A 24,351-nucleotide genomic window follows, 5' to 3' on the forward strand; every position below is an offset into this window, starting at 1 on the left:
GACTCACGCATTTATAGTTTTAAGTCAAAATGTCTAAACTTATCTTGCTATTAAAATAATTTTATGAAACAGATTTCAACCTTAATAATGATTTTACTTTTTGCTACAACTTACGCTCAAGATGACTATTCCAAACTTTGGAAGCAAGTCGAAACTCATGAAAAAGATGGCTTACCAAAAAGCGCTTTTGATGTTGTACAACAGATTGAAACATTGGCCAAAAAAGAGCAAAACAGTCCACAAATTATTAAAACGCTAATTTTTAAAAGTAAGTATGCGCTAACCTTAGAAGAAGATGCACAGTTGAGTATTATCAATGATTTTAAAACTGAAATAAATAACAGCCAATCGCCTACCAAAAATGTACTACAGAACTTGTTGGCTGACTTGTACTGGCAGTATTTTAATCAGAATAGATATAAATTTTACAATCGTACAAAAACTGAAAGTAAAGTTGATCAAGTAGATTTTAGAACTTGGGATTTAGACACTTTATTTACCGAAATACAAACGCTTTTTAATCAATCTTTAGAAAATGAAAGTGTCCTAAAATCGACAAAAATCCATCAATTTGATGCGATAATTAATAAGGCTGAAAACTCAGAAACATACAGACCAACGTTATTTGATATTTTAAGTCATAACGCTTTAGACTTTTTTAAAACTAGCGAAAACAGCATTACAAAACCAGCTTATAAATTTGAGATTGATAACGAAAATTATTTAAGTGCTTCGTCTCAATTTTCTACTATAAAACTTGAAGCTAAAGATAGTACTTCTTTACAACTGCACGCTTTAAAAGTGTTTCAAAAACTGATTCAATTTCATCAAAAAAACAAAGATTTTAAGGCGCTAACAGATGTAAACATTCAGCGTTTAGATTATGTCTTACAACATGCTACTTTTAGTAACAAAGATGAAATTCACCTTCAAACGCTAAAAGATGAAATTTTCAATTTAAAATCTAACGAAATTGCTGCGCTTTACGAGTTTGAAATTGCAGAAAAAACCTACCAAAACGGTTTACAATACGACTCTAAAACCAATACCGAAAACCGTTGGTTAACACAAGAAGCATTAGCGATTGCAGAAAATATTATTAAACGTTTTCCTGAAAGTAAAGCTGCTGAAAAAAGTAAAATTTTAAAGCAAAAAATAGTACATAAAGAATTACAACTTACTACCGAAACGTATATACCGATTCAGCAAAATAGCCGATTTCTTGTACGTTATAAAAATGTAGAAAACCTTGAATTCACAATATACAATTTATCAAAAAATCAGTTAGAAACATACAACAAAACCTATCGTGAAGACGAGCGTTTAACCTTTATTAAATCTTTAAAACAACATAATAATTGGAGTAGTAACTTAAAAAATGAAAACGATTATCAATCACACACTACAGAAGTTGTTGTCCCTAAACTATCTAATGGTATTTACTTAGTTGTAGCAAGAGCCAATAGCGATTTATACGCTATACAAACCTTACAAATTACCGATTTTGCACTAACCGAAATAGAAACCAACAAAGAAGTTGTTTTTCAATTAATAGACAGAAATAACGGTCAACCTATTCAAAATGCAACTTTAGATATTACGTATCGTAAAAATTACAAAAACAACTATCACAGCAGTACCTTAACAACCGATGTGTTTGGCAAAGCCGTATTTAAAAAAACATCAACCTATCTTTCAGACGTTAATATAGAAGTTAAACACAACAACCAAACTGCTTATTTTGGTAATTATTACGTTGGCAGAAACTACGACAATAACTACAAAGAAGAAACGAGTTACAACGCGTTTGTATTTACAGACAGAAGTATTTATAGACCTAGCCAAACCGTTTATTTTAAAGCAATTGCCATTAAAACACTTGAAGAAAAATCTGAAGTGTTACAAAACGAAATAGTTTACGCCATTCTTTATAATGTGAATAACGAAGAAGTTGGTCGTTTAGAATTAAAAACCAATGATTTTGGATCGGTTGCTGGCGAGTTTATTTTACCAAATTCTGGTCTAAACGGACAATACAGAATTCAAATTTTAGGAAAAAATAACACCTTTGATAATGGAAGACATTATTTTTCTGTTGAAGAATATAAACGTCCAAAATTTGAAGCTAATTTTAATCCAATTACAGAAACATTCAAAATTAAAGATAGCATCACCGTAGAAGGTAATGCAAAAGCCTACGCAGGTAGTAATATTAGCGATGCTAAAGTCACTTACACCGTAAAACGTAAAGTACAATATCCAACTTGGTGGTACTGGCGTAGACCGTATTTTAATAGCGAGTCTCAAGAAATTACACACGGTGAAACCACAACAAATAATAAAGGTGAATTTGACATTACCTTTAAAGCCATACCAGACCAAAGTGTTGATCAAAAATCACAACCTGTTTTTAATTACGAAGTCACTGCAGACGTCACCGATATTAATGGTGAAACCAGAAGCACAACAACTATCGTCAACGTTGGCTATCATGCTTTAACAGTAACTATGTCTGTAAAAAGCGAATTAGATAAAAGCAGTAAAGACCATACAATTCAAATCGATACTAAAAATTTAAATGGTGAATTTGTTCCTGCAAAAGGCTCCATTAAAATATATAAACTTAAAGCGCCAAACAAAGTATTAAGACATCGTCCTTGGAATGCTCCAGATTATCATAATTTAAGTGAAACTGAATTTAAAACCCTATTTCCTCATGATGCTTACAACAATGAAGATGATAGTCAATTTTGGGATAAAGGTGAACTAGTGTTTACCAAAGAATTTAATACTGAAAACCATAAAGACGTTAAACTTGGTAATATCAAAAAATGGGAATCTGGTAAATACCTTATCATTTTAGAAAGCAAGGATAAGTTTGGACAATTAGTGAAAGATGAAACTAGAACAACACTTTACAGTGAAAAAGATAACACTGTTTCAGACAACCAATTGTTTACCATTACCACAAATAAAGACAGTTACCAACCTAACGAAACTGTCGAAATCACATTTGGTAGTTCAGCAACAAACCTTACTGTTTTTATTGATGTAGAAAAAGATAAGCGTATTATCAATAGTAATAAATACGTAATAGATAACGAGAAAAAAACCATACGCATACCTATTACTAATAAAGATGTTGGCGGTTTTGCTGTACATTATAGCTTTGCCGCTTTTAATAGTTATACCGCTAACACCTTAGCTATTTCGGTGCCTTATCCTAAAACCGAGTTAGAGATTGAAACCACAACCTTTAGAGACAAAATACAACCAGGAACAGATGAGACTTGGAGCTTTAAAATTAAAGGTCCAAAAGGTGAAAAAATCTCAGCCGAATTACTAGCCAGCATGTACGATGCATCTTTAGACCAATTTAAATTGCATAATTGGGAATTTAATCCGTTGTACCAACCTATTTACAATCCAAAACGAAACAAAAATAAAGGAAACAGTTTTGGACAACGTGGATTTAGAGTCATCAATAACAACAATAATTACTATAGCTATCCAACACAACAATACGACCAAATTAATTGGTTTGGGTTGAGTTTTGGCAATTATAGTAAATATTTAAGAGGAAGAGCTGCAGGCGTATCTGTTCCTGCTCCAGAATCTATTGAAGTTGTTGAAGATGAAGAAGAAGTTGAAGAGGCATATTCTATTAGTAATAAAGAAAAAATTAGCCCTTCAAAAAAAGTGAAATTAGGAACATCTGAAATGTATACTGAATCTGACAATATCGATAACCCTGAGTATTACTTCTTAATGAGAAAAGGGAAAATTATTGAAAAACAAGAAACAGATTTTAGCACGGTTACAATTCGTAAAAACCTACAAGAAACCGCTTTTTTCTTTCCGCAGTTACAAACAGATAAAGATGGTAACGTCAGTTTCAATTTTACAACACCAGAAGCATTAACCAAATGGAAACTACAATTATTAGCGCATACAAAAACTCTGGAAAGTAAAGTTTCAACTTTAGAAACGGTAACACAAAAAGAGCTTATGGTCATACCAAACGCACCACGTTTTTTACGTCAAGGTGACCAAATAACTATTAGCTCTAAAATTGCCAACTTATCTAATAAAAATTTATCAGGACAAGCCAAATTGATATTGACTGATGCGGTTTCTGGTGAAGATATTACATCTTTACTTGTCAGCTCAAGCACAGTAGAAAATTTCACAGTAAACAAAGACAACAACACACAAGTCGCTTGGCAACTATCTATTCCAGATACGGTAAATGTTGTTCAATATAAAATTATAGCAAAAGCAGGAGATTTTAGTGATGGCGAACAAAGTGCGTTACCAGTTTTAACCAACAGAATGTTAGTTACCGAAACCTTACCAATGTGGATTAGAAGTAACCAAACTAGAACATTTACACTAGATAAGCTTAAAAACACCTCATCAAGCACTTTAAAACATCATAAATTAACGTTAGAAATGACTAGCAATCCTGCTTGGTATGCAGTACAAGCCTTACCATATCTAATGGAATATCCTTACGATTGCAACGAGCAAACCTTTAGTAAATATTACGCTAATGCGCTGGCTAGTCATATTGCAAATAGCAATCCGCGTATTCAAGAGGTATTTAATCAATGGAAAAACACCGATGCGTTGATTAGTAATTTAGAGAAAAACCAAGAACTAAAATCTATTTTAATTCAAGAAACACCTTGGTTACGAGATGCGCAAAGCGAAACAGAACAGAAAAAACGTATTGCATTGCTTTTCGATTTAAATAAAATGAATAACGAATTGCAAAACGCCAAAAACAAACTAAAACAAAACCAAATGTCTAATGGTTCTTGGGCTTGGTTTAATGGCGGACGAGCAAACCGTTTTATAACGCAACACATTGTCACTGGTTTTGGACATCTTAAAAAATTAAATGTCATTCAGAGCGACAGCGAAGAATCTATGATCAAAAAAGCAATCCAGTATTTAGATTCAGAATTTGTAGAAGAATACAACAACTTAACTAAATACAATAAAAATATAGATTTAAGTAAAGACCATTTAAGCCATATGCAAATTCATTATTTGTACATGCGTAGTTTTTTCCCAGAAATAAAAATATCTAAAGAATTAAAAACTATAATGGATTATTATCAGTCACAAATTCAAAATTATTGGTTAAGCAGAAGTCTGTATAACAAAGGATTGATGGCTTTAATTTCTTATAGAAATAATGACACTAATACCACATCTAAAATTTTAAATTCATTAAAAGAAACTAGTATTACTAGTGAGGAATTAGGTATGTACTGGAAATCTAACGAAAACTCTTGGTATTGGTATCAAGCTCCAATTGAAACACAAGCGTTACTAATTGAAACGTTTTCTGAAGCTGGACTTGTCATTCAGAGCGAAGCGAAGAATCTAGAAACCATAGATAATCTTAAAATCTGGTTACTTAAAAACAAGCAAACCAACCGTTGGAAAACGACCAAAGCTACTACCGAAGCTGTGTACGCATTATTACTTCAAGGTAGCGATTGGTTAAGTGTAACCGATATGGTAAACATTGTTTTAGGTGATCAAAAAATAGATCCAAACACTATAGAAGACGTTAAAGTTGAAGCTGGTACTGGCTATTTTAAAACGTCTTGGTCTGCTAACGAAATTTCGCCTAAAATGGCAGAAGTAAAAATCTCTAAAAAAGGAGAAGGAATTGCTTGGGGAAGTTTATACTGGCAATATTTTGAAGATTTAGATAAAATTACCTCTGCGGAAACGCCACTTCAACTAAAGAAAAAATTATTCTTAAAAACTAATACAGATACTGGTGAAACACTTACCGAAATTACTAAAGAAACCAAACTTAAAGTTGGCGATTTAGTAACCGTAAGAATCGAATTAAGAAGCGACAGAAACATGGAATTTATCCACATGAAAGATATGCGTGCAGCAGGTTTAGAGCCAACCAATGTGATTAGTCAATACAAATGGCAAGACGGTTTAGGCTATTATCAAAGCACAAAAGACGCAAGTACAAACTTCTTTTTTGATTACTTACCAAAAGGCGTTTATGTGTTTGAATATGATTTACGTGTTAACAATGCTGGTAATATGAGTAATGGTATAACTACTATACAAAGCATGTATGCACCAGAATTTAGTAGTCACAGTGAAGGCGTAAGAATTGATGTTGAATAATAATGTAATTATTCAATACAAAAAAGGCTTCCAAATTTGGAAGCCTTTTTTGTATCTATAGTTATTTACTTGGCGGCGTTGTTGGTCGTACTTCAATTTTACTTGGTAATGTACGTGGATGCATTTTTAATAAATCGACCACTAACTCGCCAATATCTTCAATTTGTATTTTCCATGCGCCTTCATCGTTTGGCTCGTTTCCGTTAAAGTAAGTCGAAACAGATCCTGGCATAATAGTACTAACCTTTATGCCGTATTTACGCAAATCTAACATTACCGCTTGGGTAAATCCGGTAACACCAAATTTACTAGCGTTATACGCAGATCCGCCAGCAAAAAAGTTGGTACCTGCTAAACTTGAAATAGTAATGTAATACCCTTTACTTGCTTTAAGTGCATCTACACTTGCTTTAATCGAATTAAAAACACCTGTTAGATTGGTATCTATAACTTCATTCCATTGTGTTGTAGTTAAATCTTCTATACTACCAAAATGTCCTAAACCTGCATTAGCAATGACAATGTCTAACTGTCCAAAGGTATCTACAGTTGTTTTAACAGCTTGTTGCTGACTTTCTAATTGTCTTACATCTGCTTCTAGTCCGATTGCTTTTGCAGAAGACACTTCTGCATTAAGTTGTTCTGCTGCTTTTTCTGCAGATGCTACACTTCTACTGGTTATAGCTACGTTAACACCTTGTTGCATTAATGCATAGGCTATACCATATCCAATGCCTTTTGATCCGCCTGTTATTAAAGCGACTTTATTATTTAAATTGCTCATAGAATTTTATTTTTTTGGTTGAAACCCAAAGTTACAAAACCTACAACGCAAGTCGAATTTTAAAATGTTAGGATATTTATAAAATTGAAATAATCTCTGACTTGAACACTAGGACAGCAAACATACCCGCGTTAAGGATTGAATGGCATGTTTGAGCTCTCCCAACTTTTTAGTTGGGAAGCGAGTAATGAAAGCCTGACCCTTTTAGGGTAACGCCAAAATAAAATTAATTAAGCATGTCCCATAATTTATCTTTAAGCGTTGTAATGCCTTGTTGAGCTACACTTGAGATAAATTGATATGGAATTGGTAAGGTTTTGTCTAACTCTTGTTTTAGTTCGGCTTTAAGCTCGTCATCCAACATATCACATTTTGAGATGGCTATCATACGGTCTTTATCCAACATTTCTGGATTGTAACGTCTAAGCTCGTCTAACAAAATCTCGTATTGTTTGTTAATATCTGGTGCATCTGCTGGAATTAAAAATAGTAATACCGAATTACGCTCTATGTGACGCAAGAAATAATAGCCTAAGCCTTTACCTTCGGCAGCTCCTTCAATAATTCCTGGGATATCTGCCATGACAAAGGTTTGGTAGTCACGATATTTTACAATACCTAAGTTAGGCTTTAAAGTGGTGAACTCGTAATCTGCAATTTTGGGTTTTGCAGCGGTCATTACAGATAGTAAAGTAGATTTTCCTGCGTTAGGAAAACCTACTAAACCTACATCTGCTAAGACTTTAAGCTCTAATGTTATGTCTTTTTCTTCTAACGGAATACCTGGTTGCGCATAACGTGGTGTTTGGTTAGTACTGCTTTTAAAGTGCCAGTTTCCTAATCCACCTTTTCCTCCTTCGGCAACAATTTTTTCTTCACCTTGTTCGGTAATCTCAAAAAGGATATCGTTAGTTTCTGTATCTCTTACTACGGTTCCTAATGGGACTTCGATAATGTAATCTTCTCCATCTGATCCTGTACTACGATTACTACTACCATCGCCACCATGACCTGCACGGATATGACGTTGAAATTTTAAGTGTAGTAACGTCCAAAGGTTTTCGTTTCCTCTAATAATTACGTGTCCGCCACGTCCACCATCGCCACCATCGGGTCCGCCTTTTGCATTATATTTTTCGCGATTAAGGTGTGCAGATCCTTTTCCTCCTTTTCCGGAAGAGACGTGCATTTTTACGTAATCTACAAAGTTACCTTCGGTCATTTACTTAGTTTATTTATTAATTTGTGAATTCGTTTTATGAAAACTCTAAGCGTTTCAGATTAACATATAAACGAAAAAACTCATTTTAAAGTTTATCGATTACAGTACAAAGACGTTCTGTAATCTCTTCGATACTACCAACACCATCTACTCCAAAGTATTTATCTTGAGCTGAGTAGTAATCTTTTAAGATAGCGGTTTTGTTGTAATATTCTTTAATTCTATTTCTAATAATAGATTCGTCAGCATCATCTGCTCTACCACTAGATTTACCACGTTCTAAAAGACGTTGTACTAAAACTTCGTCGTCTACTTCTAAAGCGATCATTGCATTAATTTGAGAATCTTTAGTATCCATTAATTTATCTAAAGCTTCTGCTTGTGCGTTAGTACGCGGAAAACCATCAAATATAAATCCGTTAGCGTCTGCATTTTTTTCAACTTCTGCATTTAGCATGTCAATAGTTACTTGGTCTGGTACAAGCTCGCCTTTATCCATGTATGACTTAGCCAACATACCTAAAGCGGTTTCGTTTTTGATGTTGAATCTAAATACATCACCAGTAGAGATGTGAACTAAGTTATACTTTTCTTTTAAAAAATTAGCTTGTGTGCCTTTACCTGCTCCAGGAGGACCAAATAATACTAAATTAGTCATGTGTTGTGTTGTTTTGAGTTGATATACTGCTGGTAAATCTCTACCTAATCCATCGTAGTCTAAGCCATAGCCTACAATAAATTTATTTGGTATTTCTATTCCAACATAATGAAGTTTAAAATCTTTTTTATATGCTTCTGGTTTGTAAAACAACGTTGCTATGACTAACTGTTTTACATTTTCGTTTTTGAAAATACGATGAATTTCGTTTAAGGTATTACCGGTATCAATAATATCTTCTAAAATTACAACCGTTCTTCCTGTTAAGTCTTGTGTTAACCCAATTAATCTTTGGATATCTTCTGTGGATTTAACACCTTCATAAGACGCCAATTTTATAAAAGTGACCTCACAAGGTTTTGGATATTTTTTTACAAAGTCACTTACTACCATAAATGATCCATTTAAAATACCAACAAAAACAGGTACTTCATCTCCTAAATTCTTAGCTACATCTTGTGCCATTTTTGTAATAGCTGCATCTATTTGTTGTTCAGAAATAAAAGGCTTAAATTCTTTGTCGTGAAGCTTTATGGTATTCATTGTAAAAAATTAAAGAGCAAATATAAGGATTTGTAACAGCTTATCCGAGATTTGATTTCGATTTTTAAAGGCTATTTTACATTTAAAATGTATTTTTGTTGCACACAACTAATATGATTAATGAATTATTTTTCTTCAAACTTTAAATTAGGAATTCTTGGTGGCGGACAATTAGGCAAAATGCTACTGTACAACACCAGAAAATTTGATATCCAAACCTACGTTTTAGACAACAGCAACGAAGCACCAAGCAAAATTGCTTGTGATAAATTTGTAAAAGGCGATTTATTAGATTTTGATACCGTTTACAACTTTGGAAAACAAGTAGATGTTTTAACTATCGAAATTGAAAACGTAAACGTCGACGCATTAGAAAAACTAGAAAACGAAAACATAAAAGTTTACCCGTCTTCTAAAACATTACGTCAAATACAAAATAAAGCCAAGCAAAAATTATTCTACGTAGATCACAATTTGCCAACTGCGCCTTTTAGCAGATTTGCTTATTTATCTGAAATAGAAGATGCTATTAATAATGGCGGTTTAGAATTACCTTTTGTATGGAAAGCAGCTAGATTTGGTTACGATGGTAACGGCGTAAAAATTGTAAGACAATTAAGCGATTTAGAAGGTTTGCCTGCTGGCGAATGTATTGCAGAACAAATCATTCCGTTTAAAAACGAATTAGCTGTAATTGTAGCAAGAAATGTCTCAGGAGACATTAAAACGTATCCTGTTGTTGAAATGGAATTTCATCCTGAAGCTAACCAAGTTGAATATGTAATATGTCCTGCACGTATTTCTGACGACGTCGCAAAAAAGGCACAAGAAGTAGCTTTAAAAACATCTGAAGCTTTTAACCATGTTGGATTATTAGCTGTAGAAATGTTTCAAACACAAGACGATCAAATTTTAATTAATGAAGTAGCGCCAAGACCACACAATTCTGGCCATCAAACTATTGAAGCTAGTTTTACTAGTCAATTTGAACAACATTTACGCGCTATTTTAGATTTACCGTTAGGTGAAACTAAAAGCAAAGTTGGCGGCATTATGGTAAATCTTGTCGGTGCAGAAGGTCATACTGGAAATGTGCTATATAAAAACATAGAAACCATCATGACTTTTGAAGGTGTTACACCACATATTTATGGTAAAAAACAAACGCGTCCGTTTAGAAAAATGGGACACGTTACCATAGTTAACGAAGATTTAAACAAAGCAAGACAAATTGCCGAAAAAGTAAAAAATACAATACAAGTAATAAGCGAATAATATGAGTAAAGTTGCAATAGTAATGGGAAGCAATAGCGATATGCCAGTAATGCAAGACGCTATTGATATTTTAAAAGGATTTGATATAGAAATTGAAGTAGATATTGTTTCTGCCCATCGTACACCAGAAAAACTATTTGATTTTAGCAATAACGCACATAAAAGAGGTATTAATGTAATTATAGCTGGTGCTGGTGGCGCAGCTCATTTACCTGGTATGGTTGCTTCTATGAGTCCATTACCAGTAATTGGTGTTCCTGTAAAAAGTAGTAACTCTATAGATGGTTGGGACTCAGTTTTATCTATTTTACAAATGCCAGGTGGCGTACCTGTTGCTACTGTAGCTTTAAACGGAGCTAAAAACGCGGGTATATTGGCTGCACAAATTATTGGCGCTTCAGACCAATGCGTTTTGGATAAGATCATTGCTTATAAAGAAGGCTTAAAACTAAAAGTAGAACAAGCCGCTAAAGACATAAAAAAGTAGCATAAAAAAAGCCTTGACTTTGGTCAAGGCTTTACATCGCTATTAATCTTTCTATATGAGTTATACTCACATCAAAAAAACTGACGCAAAATTCTGAGTTTTATGACGAAAGAAAGAATTGAGGTAAAGAAATTTAGTTTTTTAGATAAAAGACAATTTTTATCGTTAAAAAGCTGATTTACTGAATTTAATGTAGAAAAAAAGCCTCAAAACTTAATTTGAGGCTTTTTATCGCTATTAATCAATAATTTTTATGTGAGTAACCAGCTCACGGGAAAAAATCGAGACAAAAATAATACAAATAACTATTTCTGAAAAAAAAACAATTATTTTTTATATAAATTTTAAACTTAAACGTTTTCGGTATGAATATACTTCTCAATAAATTTGATACAAAATACAACTCAGCACCATTTCAATCAATTGAAAACAAACACTTTAAACCTGCAATAGAGACTTTGATTAAAGAAACGAAAGCAGAAATTGAAACAATTGCTAATTCAGAGAAAATTCCTACTTTTAGTAATACTATTGAAGCTTTAGAATATGCTGGACAACAATTAGATAGAGCTACAAGTGTATTTTTCAACTTAAATTCGGCAGAGACTAATGAAGAAATTCAAAAAATAGCTCAAGACATTTCTCCACTTTTATCAGAGTTTAGTAACGATATTACTTTAAACGAAAAACTCTTTGCGCGTATAAAGGAAGTTTATAATCAAAAAGAGCAACTTGATCTAACCGAAGAACAAAAAACCTTATTAGATAAAAAATATAAAAGCTTTGCAAGAAATGGTGCAAACCTTTCTGAAGAGAAAAAAGAACAATTAAGAGCAATTGATAAAAAATTAGCGTCTCTTAAATTAAAATTTGGCGAAAATGTATTAGCAGAAACTAATGCTTTTGAAATGCATATCACCAACCAAACCGACCTAGAAGGTTTACCAGAAGGCGCTATTGAAGCCGCACAACAATTAGCCGAAAGTAAAGGTAAAGATGGCTGGTTAATCACTTTAGACTACCCAAGCTACATTCCTTTTATGACCTATGCAAAAAACAGAGCATTACGCAAAAAACTGTCGATTGCTTTTGGAAGTAAAGGGTTTAATAACAATAAATTAGACAATCAAAATAATGTTTTAGAAATTGCTAAACTAAGACACCAACGTGCCAATTTATTAGGCTATAAAACACATGCACATTTTGTTTTAGAAGAACGCATGGCAGAAACACCAGCAAAAGTAGAAAGCTTTTTAAATGATTTATTAGACAAAGCAAAACCTGCTGCGGAACGCGAGTTTGCCAACCTTCAAAATTTCGCAAAAGAATTAGATGATATTGATCACCTTGAAAAATGGGATGGAGCTTATTATAGCGAAAAACTTAAACAAAAGCTTTTCAATTTAGATGACGAAAAACTAAAACCATACTTCCAATTAGAAAACGTTATTGATGGTGCTTTTAAAGTAGCCAACAAATTATTTGGATTAACTTTTAAAGAAATTGATACTATTGACAAGTATCATCCAGATGTTTTGACTTACGAAGTTTTAGATGAAAATAGTGACTTAGTTTCGATATTTTATGCCGACTTTTTCCCGCGTTCAGGAAAACGCAACGGAGCTTGGATGACGTCTTACAAACCTCAATTTGTACAAAACGGTATTAATGAAAGACCACATGTTTCTATCGTTTGTAACTTTACAAAACCTACCAAAAGCAAACCATCTTTATTAACATTTAATGAGGTAACCACGCTGTTTCATGAGTTTGGTCATGCATTACACGGTATGCTAGCAAATACTACTTACCCTAGCCTATCTGGTACAAGCGTGTATTGGGATTTTGTAGAATTACCAAGTCAAGTTTTAGAAAATTGGTGTTACGAAAAAGAAGCGTTAGAGTTATTTGCAACACATTATGAAACCGGAGAACTTATCCCAATGGATTTAGTAGAAAAAATTAAAGAAAGTGCAACTTTTAATGAAGGTATGCAAACCTTACGTCAAATTAGTTTTGGCTTATTAGATATGCATTGGCATGGTATTGACCCAACAGAAGTCACAGATGTAAAAGCACACGAAAACGAAGCTTTTAAAGACACGCAATTATATCCTGATGTGGCAGAAAATTGCATGAGTACAGCATTTTCTCATATTTTTCAAGGCGGCTATTCTTCTGGGTATTATAGTTATAAATGGGCAGAAGTTTTAGATGCAGATGCATTTGATTATTTTAAACAAAACGGCATTTTTAATCGTGATATTGCTTTAAAATTTAAAGACAATGTACTTACAAAAGGCGGTACTGAAAATCCACTAATTTTATATAAACGCTTTAGAGGTCAAGACCCAAAACCAGAAGCTTTATTAAAACGTGCTGGATTGATTAAGTAATATTTTATGTCATTCTGAAGGTAGTGATTAATTAAAACATTAGTTATTCTACTTCTTCAGAATGACATTTTTTAATTAAACTTTCAAAGATTATTGAAAGTTTGAAAATTATTTATATATTTGTGTCATGGAATATCAAGAAGCAAAAGATAAATTTATAAGTACTTGGGGAAGTTTAGGTACACTTTGGGGCATTAACAAAGCGATGGCTCAAATACAAGCATTGCTTTTTATTTCGACAAAACCTTTATCTATGGAAGAAATCATGGAAGAACTTCAGATTTCTAGAGGTAATACAAGCATGAATTTAAGACAATTAATGGATTGGGGAATTGTAACCAAAGAACTTATTCCTGGTGAAAGAAAAGACTTTTTCACTACTGAAAAAGACGTTGAAGAATTAGCTAGAATTGTAGCTAAAGAACGTAGCCGAAGAGAAATAAAACCAGTTATTAAAGTATTAAGCGATGTCTCTTCTATAAAAGATGATGGCACAGAAAAAACTAAAGAATTAATTAAACAAACAAAAGCCTTAAAAGAACTTACTGATAATTTAGACGTTTTAATGAACAAACTTGTAGACCAAAAACAAAACTGGATTACTAAGTCTTTATTAAAATTAATTAAATAAAAAAATTTAAACAATACTTTCAATATTTTCTGAAAGTTTCAAAATAATAAAATTATGAAAAACAAATTTAATAAAATTCTATTTCTAATAAATCTAGTATTCTATCTCATCGTATTAATTATACCGTTTTATGAAAACAATATTCTTAGCGGTCTATACTATCAATTTTACTTAGGCATATTTCAATTAATTTTAGGTGTATACTTTTTAACAATTAAAACTCCTACTAGTATATCTAACAATTTAGGCTACTATTGGACTACTACAATTTTATATTTTATTTCTCTACCAATTTTTTCTTCATTATTAAACAATGAAAAAAACTTCCTAAATGTATGTTTAGTGATTATTCCAATGAGTATAGGGCTATATCATATTTATATAAACTACCTAATCCAAAAGACATGAACTTAAACATCATCACATACACCATTTACCTACCAATAATTGTATTTATAACAGTAAGAATTGGATGGTTATGCTATAAAAATGGAGAGTTGTTTTTATTTACCTTATTTGAAGATAAATCGTTAGTTAAATCTATCAACAATCTATTACTTATAGGATATTATCTAACTAACATAGGCTATGCAATAATTACCATTTCTTACTGGGAAACCATACATAATGTAGTCGAGGTAATAAACAGCCTAACCTTTACTTTAGGAAAAATCATACTGATTCTTGCAGTATTACATTACAACAATATTTTTTGGCTTCAATTAACACATAAACATAAATTTTTAAAACAATAAATTATGGAACATTCAAAAATCATTATCGGTTACTTTATTTACTTACCAATTGTTATTGCTCTAACCATATTTGTTTCTAAAATGCTTTTTAAAAACGGAAAGCTTTTTATGATAGATATTTTTAAAGGAAAAGAGGATATTGCTTTAGCTACCAACAAACTATTTGAGATAGGTTTTTACCTCATCAATATTGGTTTTGCTCTTTTTACAATGAAGATTTTTTACTACGGAAGTGATCCTATGAGCTCACAAACGCTAATAGAAATTTTAAGTAAAAAATTAGGCGGATTTACCATCTATTTAGGCGTCATGCTATTCTTTAATTTATTTTTATTTTTTAGAGGAAGAAAAAAATCGAGAACAATTACTAAAACGGTTTACAACCCACAAATAAATAGTTAATTATGAAAAAAATAATTATTGCAGGAGGAAGTGGTTTTTTAGGAGAAATCTTAAAAAACCACTTTAAAAAAGAAAAATATGAAGTGTATATTTTAACTAGAAATCCAAAACATAAAAATGATATTTATTGGAACGGAAAAGAAATTGACAAATGGTCTAATCATCTAGAAAACACAGACGCTATAATCAATTTAGCCGGAAAATCTGTAGACTGTAGATACACTAAAAAAAATAAAAAGGATATTTATGATTCTAGAATTGAATCAACTAAAGTTTTAGGATTAGCTATAAATAAATGTGAGAATCCGCCAAAATTTTGGATAAATTCATCTACTGCTACAATTTATGATAATAGTTTTGAGAGAATCAACACCGAAGATAACGGAATAATTGGAGATGATTTTTCAATGAACATTGCAAAATCATGGGAACTTGCTTTCAATGAAATCAACACTCCTAAAACCAAAAAAATCATACTTCGTACATCAATTGTTTTAGGTAAAAAAGGTGGTGCAATTATTCCATTAAAAAAAATCATAAAGTTATTTTTAGGAGGAAAACAGGCTTCAGGAAAACAAAAGGTGAGTTGGATACATGAAGAGGACTTTGCAAATGCCATTCAATTTTTAATTGATAATAATAAACAAGGCGTTTTTAATTTATGCGTACCAAAACCAACAGACAATAAAACTTTAATGAAATCTTTGAGAAAAGCATTAAATATTCCTTTTGGAATACCACAACCAAAATGGTTAATAAAAGCTGGAGCTTTTTTAATAGGCACAGAACCAGAACTAGTAACAAAAAGTAGAAATGTATTCCCAGAAAAACTTTTAAATAATGGTTTCCTATTTAAATACACTAACATAGAAAATGCTTTGAAAGATATTTTGCATTAAGTAAACTCTTATCATAGTGTTAAATAAGCCAAAACCCACAGTTTTTTAGTTATTTTTGAAAAAAGAAAAAGAAAAAACCAACTAATGCCAAAACACACTTTAAATCCAAATAATTGGATAGATCTTTACAGTGACTACCTGTTTAATTACACAATAACGCGTGTAAACGACCGTGTTATTGCTCAAGATTTAGTGTCCGAAACTTTTTTGGCTGGGTTAAACGCTATGAAAAACTTTAAAGGTGAAGCAGCCGAACGTACTTGGCTTATTTCAATTTTAAAGCGAAAAATTATTGATTATTACCGTAAAATTAATTCTAATAAAGGTAAAGCCGAAGTTAGAATGACTTACAACGATTCTGATTCTGAAGGGGATTGGTTAGAAGAACGTATTGCAGACCCTTTTAATAAAACTGCTGAAGATACGATTGAAAACGAAGAGTTAGCCGAAGCAATTCAAAATTGCTTATCTAAACTTCCTAAAAAACAAGCCGAAGTTTTTAAAAAGAAAACCATCTTAAACCAAGAAACCGAAACCATTAGTAAGGAATTAAATATTACAGCGTCTAACCTATGGGTAATTGTTCACAGAGCTAGAGTTGCTCTTGCAAGTTGCCTTGAAAAAAATTGGTTTTAATCATGGGATTATTTTTTATTAAATGCGAAGAAGCAGGTCATGTTTGTGATAAACATCAATATGAAGAAGCTTCGATTACCGAAAAAATAAAGCTAAATATTCATTTATTTTATTGTTCTGCTTGCAGAAAACACTCAGCTACCAATAAAAAATTAACTTCCCTATTAAAAAATATTTCACTTCAATTTTTATCTTCTGAAGAAAAAGAACAACTTAAAAAAGCTTTTGAAAAAGAACTACAAAAGCATCAACATTAGCCAAAAAATAGGCAATGCCTCTACCCAAAAAGATGTATAATATTTATTTCGCTTTTTAGAAGAAAACAAAACAAATAACATTAAAATAAAAGTCATAATTACTTCTTTGTAAAGAAAGTGAGTTATGATTTCTTCTTTAAAAAAATTCAACCCTAAAAAAATTAAAAGCAACAAAACACCAAGTATTTTGGTCTTTTTTACACCAATTTGCTGCGGAATTGTAGCCAGTTTTATACTATCAAATTTAAGATCTCTTATTTCAAAAGGAATCATTAAAGCCAATACAAAAACAAAATTTTGTAATACAGTAATCCAGACTTTAGTTGTTAATTCATGATAATTGTTTAGTATTGGCAAAACAACCGTTGTAAACGCCCAAACTGCTGCTATAATATGCACTTTTAATCCGCTAATTTGTCTTAAGTTTTGTTGCTCGTCTAAATACATTCGTTTAGGTAAAAAAGGGATAGCATATAAAAAAGTAACTACACCTAATCCAGCTAGAATAAATAGCACTTTAGCTTCTAACTTAAAAGCATAAAAAACCATTAACATAAAACTAAAAAAAGAAAATACTTGAATCACTTTTAGCCATCTTGCCAAACTACGATGGTGCCATTTAGCAATTCCAAAATATTTCACAAAATTGTAACCTGTAATTGTAGCATAAAAATTAAAATACAGGATATTTTCATCATAAGGTAAATCAAAAATTAGAAGTGTAATCCAACTTAAAGCATACACAGATAAAGCAACGTGTATACTGCTATTTATATAAAAACCTAAAAGCTGTTTGGCTATCTTCATTAAACAAAAATAATCAATCTGTTAATAAAGCACTTAAATGGTTAAAAACTTTCAAATTTTAACTAAAAAATGCTCTAAGATTTCATTAATTTTGCAATCGCATAAAAACGCGTTTTTTAACGCTAAAATAATTTGTCATTCTCATGAAAATGAGAGCTTAACAACACAACACTAATGAATACAAACGCTTTTGCTTTGCGCCACATTGGACCTAGAGAAAATGACATTAAAGAAATGTTACAAACTGTTGGTGCAGAAAGTATTGAACAATTAATTTACGAAACTATTCCTTCTAACATTCGTCTTGAAAAAGATTTAGATTTAGACGACGCTATGACGGAATACGAGTATTCTACACACATTAACAACTTATCTAAACTAAATAAAACTTATAAAACTTATATTGGTTTAGGGTATCATCCAACAATTTTACCTGCGGTTATTCAGCGTAATATTTTAGAAAATCCAGGTTGGTACACTGCTTACACACCTTACCAAGCAGAGATTGCTCAAGGTCGTTTAGAGGCTTTATTAAATTTCCAAACCATGATTACCGATCTTACCGGTATGGAACTTGCAAACGCATCACTTCTTGACGAAAGTACTGCTGCTGCAGAAGCTATGAGTCTTTTATTTGCTGTTAGAGAAAGAGCTCAAAAAAAAGAAAATGTAAATAAGTTTTTTGTTTCAGATGCAGTTTTACCTCAAACTATCTCAGTTTTAAAAACTCGTGCACTTCCTATTGGGATTGATTTAGTTATTGGAGACGAAAGTACATTTGATTTTTCTTCAGAATACTTTGGTGCTATTGTTCAATATCCAGGTAAAAACGGACAAATTACAGACATTAAAACATTCATTGCTAAAGCAAATGAAAACAATATAAAAGTTGCAGTAGCAGCAGATATTTTAAGCTTAATCAAGCTTGAAGCTCCAGGACAATTTGGAGCTGATGTTGTTGTTGGTACAACCCAACGTTTTGGTATACCAATGGGTTATGGCGGTCCACACGCAGCTTATTTTGCAACAAAAGAAGCTTACAAGCGTGATATTCCTGGTCGTATTATTGGTGTTACCAAAGATGCTAGTGATAACCGTGCGTTACGTATGGCGCTTCAAACAAGAGAACAACACATAAAGCGTGATAAAGCAACATCTAACATCTGTACAGCTCAAGTTTTATTGGCTGTTATGGCTGGTATGTATGCAGTGTATCACGGACCAAAAGGCTTAAAATTTATAGCTAACAAAGTACATAATAGTGCGTCAACGTTGGCTTCTACCCTTTCAAAAATGGGATTAGAGCAAGTCAACACGTCGTATTTTGACACATTACAAGTTAAAGCCAACACCACTAAAGTAAAAGAAGTTGCAGAAACTAATGAAGTTAACTTCTTTTACGAAGATGCCAACACGGTTTTAATCTCTATAAACGAAACAACTTCTATTTCAGATTTAAATGAAATTGTTAAGATTTTCGCTGAAGCGGAAAACAAAAAAGCAATAGAAATAACTGAATTAGCTGACACAAACAATATAGATACTGACTTAAATAGAACAAGCGACTTTTTAACGCTTGACGTATTTAACAGCTACCATTCTGAAACCGAATTAATGCGTTACATCAAAAAATTAGAGCGCAAAGATTTAGCATTAAACCATTCTATGATTTCTTTAGGATCTTGTACAATGAAATTAAATGCAGCTTCAGAAATGTTGCCTTTAAGTCAAACAAATTGGGGAAGCATTCACCCATTTGCTCCAGTAAATCAAACTGAAGGTTACCAAAAAGTATTAAAAGCATTAGAAGATCAATTAACAGAAATCACTGGTTTTGCAGCAACATCTTTACAACCTAACTCTGGTGCACAAGGTGAATACGCTGGATTAATGGTGATTAAAGCATATCATGAATCTCGTGGCGATCATCACCGTAACATCTGTTTAATTCCTAGTTCTGCTCACGGAACAAACCCTGCAAGTGCTGTAATGGCAGGTATGAAAGTGGTAGTAACAAAAGCAGACGATAACGGAAATATTGATGTAGAAGATTTACGCGAAAAAGCCGAATTACACGCAGAAAACCTTTCTGCTTTAATGGTAACTTACCCATCAACTCACGGTGTATACGAGTCAGCAATTAAAGACATTACAAAAATCATCCATGATAATGGCGGACAAGTGTACATGGATGGAGCAAACATGAATGCCCAAGTAGGATTAACAAATCCTGGAAATATTGGCGCAGATGTCTGTCACTTAAACTTACATAAAACATTTGCTATTCCTCATGGTGGTGGCGGACCTGGTGTTGGACCAATTTGTGTTGCCAAACAATTAGCTCTGTTTTTACCTGGTAACCCAGTAATAAAAACTGGTGGAGATAATGCTATTACAGCAATTTCTGCAGCTCCTTTTGGTAGCGCTTTAGTTTGCTTAATTTCTTACGGATATATAAAAATGTTAGGCGCTGAAGGATTAAGAGCTTCAACAGAAATAGCAATCTTAAACGCTAACTATATTAAACACCGTTTACAAGGTGCTTTTGAAACGTTATATTCTGGTGAAAGAGGTCGCGCAGCTCACGAAATGATTATAGACTGCAGACCATTTAAAGCTAACGGAATTGAAGTAACAGACATTGCTAAACGTTTAATGGATTATGGCTTCCACTCGCCTACTGTATCATTCCCAGTTGCAGGAACAATGATGATTGAGCCAACAGAAAGTGAAAGTAAAGCTGAAATGGATCGTTTTTGTGATGCTATGATTTCTATTAGAAAAGAAATTGATGCTGTAACTAAAGAAGACGAAAACAATCCATTAAAAAATGCACCACATACTTTAGATATGCTAACTAATGACGAATGGTTACTTCCTTATTCTCGTGAGAAAGCAGCATATCCATTAGAATATGTAAAAGAAAACAAATTTTGGCCTTCTGTGCGTCGTGTAAATGATGCTTATGGAGACCGTAATTTAATTTGTACTTGTGCACCAATAGAAGAATATATGGAAGCATAGATGTTTTTGAACATCGTAAACTAAAAAAGTAATAAGACTGCCTTTAATTAAGTTACTCGTATATTTGTATATTAGTAAAAATTAAAGGCAATCTTTTTTTATGAATATAAAAATCACTGGTTCTGGTAGTTTTATTCCAGAAAATATTGAAAAGAACGAAGACTTTCATCAACATGAGTTTTTAAATGTAGACGGTTCTGAAATTAATTCACCAAACGAAATAATTGTAGAAAAATTTAAAGACATTACTGGTATTGTTGAACGTCGTTATGCAGATGATAAATTAACCGCATCAGACTTGGGTTATTTAGCTGCCGAAAAAGCTATTGAAGACGCCAATATTGACCGAGAAGAATTAGATTACATTATTGTTGCCCATAACTTTGGAGACGTAAAAAAAGACGCTATCCAAAGTGATATTCTTCCTTGTCTTGCTACTAGAGTTAAACATAGTTTACGTATAAAAAATCCAAAATGTGTCGCTTATGACATTTTATTTGGTTGTCCTGGTTGGGTTGAAGGTACCATCCAAGCGCAAGCGTTTATAAAAGCAGGAATGGCAAAAAAATGTTTAGTTATTGGTGCCGAAACATTATCTAGAGTGGTAGACAAACACGACCGCGATAGCATGATTTACAGTGATGGCGCTGGCGCAACAATTATTGAAGCTACAGATGAAGAAGGAGGTATTTTAGCACACAACACTGCAAGTTTTACTTTTGATGAAGCTTACTATTTATTCTTCGGAAATTCTAACAATCCAGAATTAGACAAAGACACAAGATATATAAAAATGCACGGTCGTAAGATTTATGAATTTGCTTTAAACAACGTGCCTTTAGCAATGAAAGAATGCTTAGACGAAAGCGGTGTTGACATTAAAGACGTTAAAAAAGTACTGATTCATCAAGCTAACGAAAAAATGGACGAAGCCATCATAAAACGCTTCTATAGACTCTATAAAACACCTGTTCCAGAAGGTGTAATGCCAATGAGCATTCACAAACTAGGAAACAGCTCGGTTGCAACCGTACCAACACTTTTTGACTTAATTAGAAATAATAAATTAGAAAATCAGCATATAGAAAAAGGAGATGTTATTATATTTGCTAGCGTTGGTGCAGGAATGCACATAAACGCTATTGTTTATAAATATTAATCCGCTTTCGCGGAAAATAACCGATGTACGAAAACACATTTCCGCATAAAAGATATAAGCTTACTTTTCAATTTTTAGAAAAACATATTTCTAAATCCGAAACCATTTTGGATTTAGGTGTAGAAAATCCGTTTACCAAAATACTAAAGGCTAACGGATTTTCTGTTGAAAACACTAAAGGTGAAGACTTAGATTTAGATACTTCCACTATAGAAAATTCAGATGCTACAGTAGTCACAGCTTTTGAAATTTTTGAACATTTATTGTCACCTTTTACCGTTTTAAAAAGTATAAAAGCAAACAAACTAGTCATTAGCGTACCGCTACGCTTATGGTTTTCTGCTGCATACCGAAGTAAAACTGATATGTGGGATAGACATTATCATGAGTTTGAAGATTGGCAATTAGACTGGCTTCTTGAAAAAACAGGTTGGAAAATTATTGACCGCCAAAAATGGACAAATCCAACCAAAAAATTAGGTGTTAGACCAATTTTAAGATGGTTTACACTAAGATATTATATTGTTTATGCAGAACGAATTTCAAAATAATTTAAACATGAAATTCTGCATTATCATACCAGCTCATAACGAAGAAGATTCTATTGGATTAACATTAGATTCTTTAGTTAAGCAATCCTTACTTCCGCAGGAAATTATTGTGGTAAATGATAATTCTACAGATAAAACCAAAGAGATTGTTGAAGGTTTTCAGCAACAATATAACTTTATAAAACTGGTAAATAACACCTCATCAAATCTACATTTGCCTGGCACAAAAATTATCAATGCTTTTTACAAAGGTTATGAGATTGCAAATAAAGATTTTGATGTGATTTGTAAGTTTGATGCCGACCTAATTTTTCCTCTTAATTATTTAGAACAATTAGCTTTTCATTTTAAAAAAGATGAAACTATAGGAATGGTTGCAGGATATTGTTATATCGAAAAAAACAACCAATGGATTTTAGAAAATTTAACAAGAGATGATCATATTAGAGGTGCTTTAAAAGCTTACACTAAATCATGTTTTCAAGCTATTGGTAAACTAAAAAAATCAATGGGTTGGGATACTACCGATGAACTTTTAGCTAAGTTTTACAACTATAAGATTTTATTAGACAAAAGCTTACATGTTAAACATTTAAAACCTACAGGCATTAGCTATAATAAGTCTGCAAAACACCTTCAGGGAGAAGCTATGTACAAGATGCGGTATGGATTCTTACTTACATTATTGACAGCTTTTAAAATGGGTTTAAAAAAGAAAAGCTTTACATATTTTTATAATTTTATAATTGGCTATATCAAAGCATTCTTAAACAAACCTGAACAGTTAGTAAGCCAAGAACAAGGAAAATTTATTAGAAATTTACGCTGGAAAGGCATTAAAGAAAAACTTTTTTAATCTTTTAAGCTCCAAATTTTATAATCACTTAAAGCTTCTATTTTATTTTCTACCTCATCATCTAATTCTGGAAAAAAATCTATACCTGTTAATGCTTCAACATGATCAACTGAAGTCACGAACTTATATAATGGCTGATTGGATTCTTGATGAGGCAATAAAAAAGCTATAACTTTTGTTTTTCCGTTATTATTATCTAAAATAATTTTATAAAACTGGTTTGGCACTGCAACGTCTTCTTCTCCAATAGTTTTAAGATTTCCTTTCAAAACTCCGCCAGTCACTACAAAGACACCATTATATTTTTTTGCCCAATAGCGTATTTTTTGCTCTAAACGATTCCAGATACCAGCATTAAAATCGTGATTTTGTGGTGAAATATTACTAGTTAAAAAAGTTTCATCATGCGCTTCTTTACTGTATCTTCTATCTCCCGCAGGACATAAATGACCGCGATCATAACCCGATTGCTTATAATTACGCCAATGCGCAGCACCTGTTTTTACCGCTTTATCTATTTCAAAGTACGGACGCTCAAAATCGGTGTAGCTTAAATGAGATTTTTTAAGCTCATAAGCAACCCATTCGGCTTGTTCATGTGGTTCACTATAACTTAAACTGTAACCATTATGATGAATTAATTGACCTGTTGTACTGGTTGGTAAGAAGTATTCATTTGTGTTGGTTTTGATTTCTTTTCCAGCTTCTACTTTGGCTTCCTTTTCCTGATGTTCAAAATAGAAATTATATGAGTATAAAGCTATTAAAACTACTGCTGTTAGTAATGAAACTTTGGTTTTATTAGTCATAAATTATAATTTTCCAAAAATAAAAACCT

Annotated in this window: 19 protein-coding genes; 14 read left to right on the forward strand and 5 right to left on the reverse strand. The window is 32.2% G+C overall.

Going from position 1 to position 24,351, the window contains the following annotated elements; genetic code table 11:
- Positions 1-63 precede the first annotated feature (63 nt).
- On the forward strand, positions 64-6,171 hold the full coding sequence (locus tag WA327_RS00445) for an MG2 domain-containing protein (protein ID WP_336065204.1): 6,108 nt from the start codon (positions 64-66) through the stop codon (positions 6,169-6,171).
- A 61-nt stretch (positions 6,172-6,232) separates the two neighbouring features.
- Here WA327_RS00445 and WA327_RS00450 read toward each other — a convergent pair whose 3' ends face one another.
- The 3 genes from WA327_RS00450 to WA327_RS00460 all read right to left on the reverse strand — a co-directional run bounded on the left by WA327_RS00450 (position 6,233) and on the right by WA327_RS00460 (position 9,378).
- Positions 6,233-6,955, reverse strand: a complete 723-nt coding sequence (locus WA327_RS00450; protein WP_336065206.1) for an SDR family oxidoreductase — start codon at positions 6,953-6,955, stop codon at positions 6,233-6,235.
- A 226-nt stretch (positions 6,956-7,181) separates the two neighbouring features.
- Positions 7,182-8,177 carry a GTPase ObgE gene (gene obgE, locus WA327_RS00455; RefSeq protein ID WP_027880234.1) on the reverse strand — a complete coding sequence of 332 codons (996 nt, stop codon included), beginning with the start codon at positions 8,175-8,177 and terminating at the stop codon, positions 7,182-7,184.
- Between the two features lie 85 nt (positions 8,178-8,262).
- Positions 8,263-9,378 carry an adenylate kinase gene (locus WA327_RS00460; RefSeq protein ID WP_336065209.1) on the reverse strand — a complete coding sequence of 372 codons (1,116 nt, stop codon included), beginning with the start codon at positions 9,376-9,378 and terminating at the stop codon, positions 8,263-8,265.
- Between the two features lie 120 nt (positions 9,379-9,498).
- On the opposite strand from WA327_RS00460, the gene WA327_RS00465 reads away from it, so the two are divergent.
- The 9 genes from WA327_RS00465 (at position 9,499) to WA327_RS00505 (ending at position 17,116) form a co-directional block, all read left to right on the forward strand.
- Positions 9,499-10,653, forward strand: coding sequence for a 5-(carboxyamino)imidazole ribonucleotide synthase (locus tag WA327_RS00465; RefSeq protein ID WP_336065211.1), 1,155 nt, complete (start codon positions 9,499-9,501; stop codon positions 10,651-10,653).
- A gap of 1 nt (position 10,654) precedes the next feature.
- Positions 10,655-11,140 (forward strand): 5-(carboxyamino)imidazole ribonucleotide mutase, encoded by a 486-nt coding sequence (purE, locus tag WA327_RS00470; protein WP_336065213.1) that lies wholly within the window; start codon positions 10,655-10,657, stop codon positions 11,138-11,140.
- A 365-nt stretch (positions 11,141-11,505) separates the two neighbouring features.
- Positions 11,506-13,536, forward strand: coding sequence for a M3 family metallopeptidase (locus WA327_RS00475; protein WP_336065215.1), 2,031 nt, complete (start codon positions 11,506-11,508; stop codon positions 13,534-13,536).
- 127 nt (positions 13,537-13,663) lie between these two features.
- Entirely contained in the window at positions 13,664-14,167 is a 504-nt protein-coding gene (locus tag WA327_RS00480; RefSeq protein ID WP_336065216.1) for a MarR family transcriptional regulator, read from the forward strand.
- 335 nt (positions 14,168-14,502) lie between these two features.
- Positions 14,503-14,922: a hypothetical protein gene (locus tag WA327_RS00485; RefSeq protein ID WP_336065217.1), complete on the forward strand. Its 420-nt coding sequence runs from the start codon at positions 14,503-14,505 to the stop codon at positions 14,920-14,922.
- A 3-nt stretch (positions 14,923-14,925) separates the two neighbouring features.
- The gene (locus tag WA327_RS00490; RefSeq protein ID WP_336065219.1) at positions 14,926-15,324 is read left to right on the forward strand and encodes a hypothetical protein; all 399 of its coding nucleotides are present in this window, start codon (positions 14,926-14,928) and stop codon (positions 15,322-15,324) included.
- A 2-nt stretch (positions 15,325-15,326) separates the two neighbouring features.
- Positions 15,327-16,223, forward strand: a complete 897-nt coding sequence (locus WA327_RS00495; protein ID WP_336065221.1) for a TIGR01777 family oxidoreductase — start codon at positions 15,327-15,329, stop codon at positions 16,221-16,223.
- 84 nt (positions 16,224-16,307) lie between these two features.
- Entirely contained in the window at positions 16,308-16,859 is a 552-nt protein-coding gene (locus tag WA327_RS00500; RefSeq protein ID WP_336065222.1) for a sigma-70 family RNA polymerase sigma factor, read from the forward strand.
- A 2-nt stretch (positions 16,860-16,861) separates the two neighbouring features.
- The gene (locus WA327_RS00505) at positions 16,862-17,116 is read left to right on the forward strand and encodes a hypothetical protein (protein WP_336065225.1); all 255 of its coding nucleotides are present in this window, start codon (positions 16,862-16,864) and stop codon (positions 17,114-17,116) included.
- Here WA327_RS00505 and WA327_RS00510 read toward each other — a convergent pair.
- On the reverse strand, positions 17,096-17,923 hold the full coding sequence (locus WA327_RS00510) for a hypothetical protein (protein ID WP_336065228.1): 828 nt from the start codon (positions 17,921-17,923) through the stop codon (positions 17,096-17,098). The two genes, WA327_RS00505 and WA327_RS00510, sit on opposite strands and share 21 nt — an antisense overlap.
- A 174-nt stretch (positions 17,924-18,097) precedes the next feature.
- On the opposite strand from WA327_RS00510, the gene gcvP reads away from it, so the two are divergent.
- The 4 genes from gcvP to WA327_RS00530 all read left to right on the forward strand — a co-directional run bounded on the left by gcvP (position 18,098) and on the right by WA327_RS00530 (position 23,513).
- Positions 18,098-20,947: an aminomethyl-transferring glycine dehydrogenase gene (gene gcvP, locus WA327_RS00515; protein WP_336065231.1), complete on the forward strand. Its 2,850-nt coding sequence runs from the start codon at positions 18,098-18,100 to the stop codon at positions 20,945-20,947.
- A 100-nt stretch (positions 20,948-21,047) separates the two neighbouring features.
- Positions 21,048-22,106 (forward strand): ketoacyl-ACP synthase III, encoded by a 1,059-nt coding sequence (locus WA327_RS00520; RefSeq protein ID WP_336065233.1) that lies wholly within the window; start codon positions 21,048-21,050, stop codon positions 22,104-22,106.
- Positions 22,107-22,129: 23 nt separating this feature from the next.
- Positions 22,130-22,657, forward strand: a complete 528-nt coding sequence (locus WA327_RS00525) for a methyltransferase (RefSeq protein ID WP_336065235.1) — start codon at positions 22,130-22,132, stop codon at positions 22,655-22,657.
- Between the two features lie 7 nt (positions 22,658-22,664).
- Positions 22,665-23,513: a glycosyltransferase family 2 protein gene (locus WA327_RS00530; RefSeq protein WP_336065238.1), complete on the forward strand. Its 849-nt coding sequence runs from the start codon at positions 22,665-22,667 to the stop codon at positions 23,511-23,513.
- Here WA327_RS00530 and WA327_RS00535 read toward each other — a convergent pair.
- On the reverse strand, positions 23,510-24,322 hold the full coding sequence (locus WA327_RS00535) for a DNA/RNA non-specific endonuclease (protein WP_336065240.1): 813 nt from the start codon (positions 24,320-24,322) through the stop codon (positions 23,510-23,512). The two genes, WA327_RS00530 and WA327_RS00535, sit on opposite strands and share 4 nt — an antisense overlap.
- Positions 24,323-24,351 lie beyond the last annotated feature (29 nt).

This window comes from Mesoflavibacter sp. CH_XMU1404-2, from assembly GCF_037029465.1.
Taxonomy (GTDB): domain Bacteria; phylum Bacteroidota; class Bacteroidia; order Flavobacteriales; family Flavobacteriaceae; genus Mesoflavibacter.

Bases quoted from the DNA above. Each gene is read 5' to 3' on its own strand.
- WA327_RS00505 (WP_336065225.1), top strand. From the start codon at position 16,862: ATGGGATTATTTTTTATTAAATGCGAAGAAGCAGGTCATGTTTGTGAT.
- gcvP (WP_336065231.1), top strand. From the start codon at position 18,098: ATGAATACAAACGCTTTTGCTTTGCGCCACATTGGACCTAGAGAAAAT.
- WA327_RS00445 (WP_336065204.1), top strand. From the start codon at position 64: ATGAAACAGATTTCAACCTTAATAATGATTTTACTTTTTGCTACAACT.
- WA327_RS00520 (WP_336065233.1), top strand. From the start codon at position 21,048: ATGAATATAAAAATCACTGGTTCTGGTAGTTTTATTCCAGAAAATATT.
- WA327_RS00510 (WP_336065228.1), bottom strand. From the start codon at position 17,923: ATGAAGATAGCCAAACAGCTTTTAGGTTTTTATATAAATAGCAGTATA.
- WA327_RS00460 (WP_336065209.1), bottom strand. From the start codon at position 9,378: ATGAATACCATAAAGCTTCACGACAAAGAATTTAAGCCTTTTATTTCT.
- WA327_RS00525 (WP_336065235.1), top strand. From the start codon at position 22,130: ATGTACGAAAACACATTTCCGCATAAAAGATATAAGCTTACTTTTCAA.
- purE (WP_336065213.1), top strand. From the start codon at position 10,655: ATGAGTAAAGTTGCAATAGTAATGGGAAGCAATAGCGATATGCCAGTA.
- WA327_RS00495 (WP_336065221.1), top strand. From the start codon at position 15,327: ATGAAAAAAATAATTATTGCAGGAGGAAGTGGTTTTTTAGGAGAAATC.
- WA327_RS00485 (WP_336065217.1), top strand. From the start codon at position 14,503: ATGTTTAGTGATTATTCCAATGAGTATAGGGCTATATCATATTTATAT.
- WA327_RS00530 (WP_336065238.1), top strand. From the start codon at position 22,665: ATGAAATTCTGCATTATCATACCAGCTCATAACGAAGAAGATTCTATT.
- WA327_RS00535 (WP_336065240.1), bottom strand. From the start codon at position 24,322: ATGACTAATAAAACCAAAGTTTCATTACTAACAGCAGTAGTTTTAATA.
- WA327_RS00475 (WP_336065215.1), top strand. From the start codon at position 11,506: ATGAATATACTTCTCAATAAATTTGATACAAAATACAACTCAGCACCA.
- WA327_RS00450 (WP_336065206.1), bottom strand. From the start codon at position 6,955: ATGAGCAATTTAAATAATAAAGTCGCTTTAATAACAGGCGGATCAAAA.
- WA327_RS00465 (WP_336065211.1), top strand. From the start codon at position 9,499: ATGAATTATTTTTCTTCAAACTTTAAATTAGGAATTCTTGGTGGCGGA.
- WA327_RS00480 (WP_336065216.1), top strand. From the start codon at position 13,664: ATGGAATATCAAGAAGCAAAAGATAAATTTATAAGTACTTGGGGAAGT.
- WA327_RS00490 (WP_336065219.1), top strand. From the start codon at position 14,926: ATGGAACATTCAAAAATCATTATCGGTTACTTTATTTACTTACCAATT.
- obgE (WP_027880234.1), bottom strand. From the start codon at position 8,177: ATGACCGAAGGTAACTTTGTAGATTACGTAAAAATGCACGTCTCTTCC.
- WA327_RS00500 (WP_336065222.1), top strand. From the start codon at position 16,308: ATGCCAAAACACACTTTAAATCCAAATAATTGGATAGATCTTTACAGT.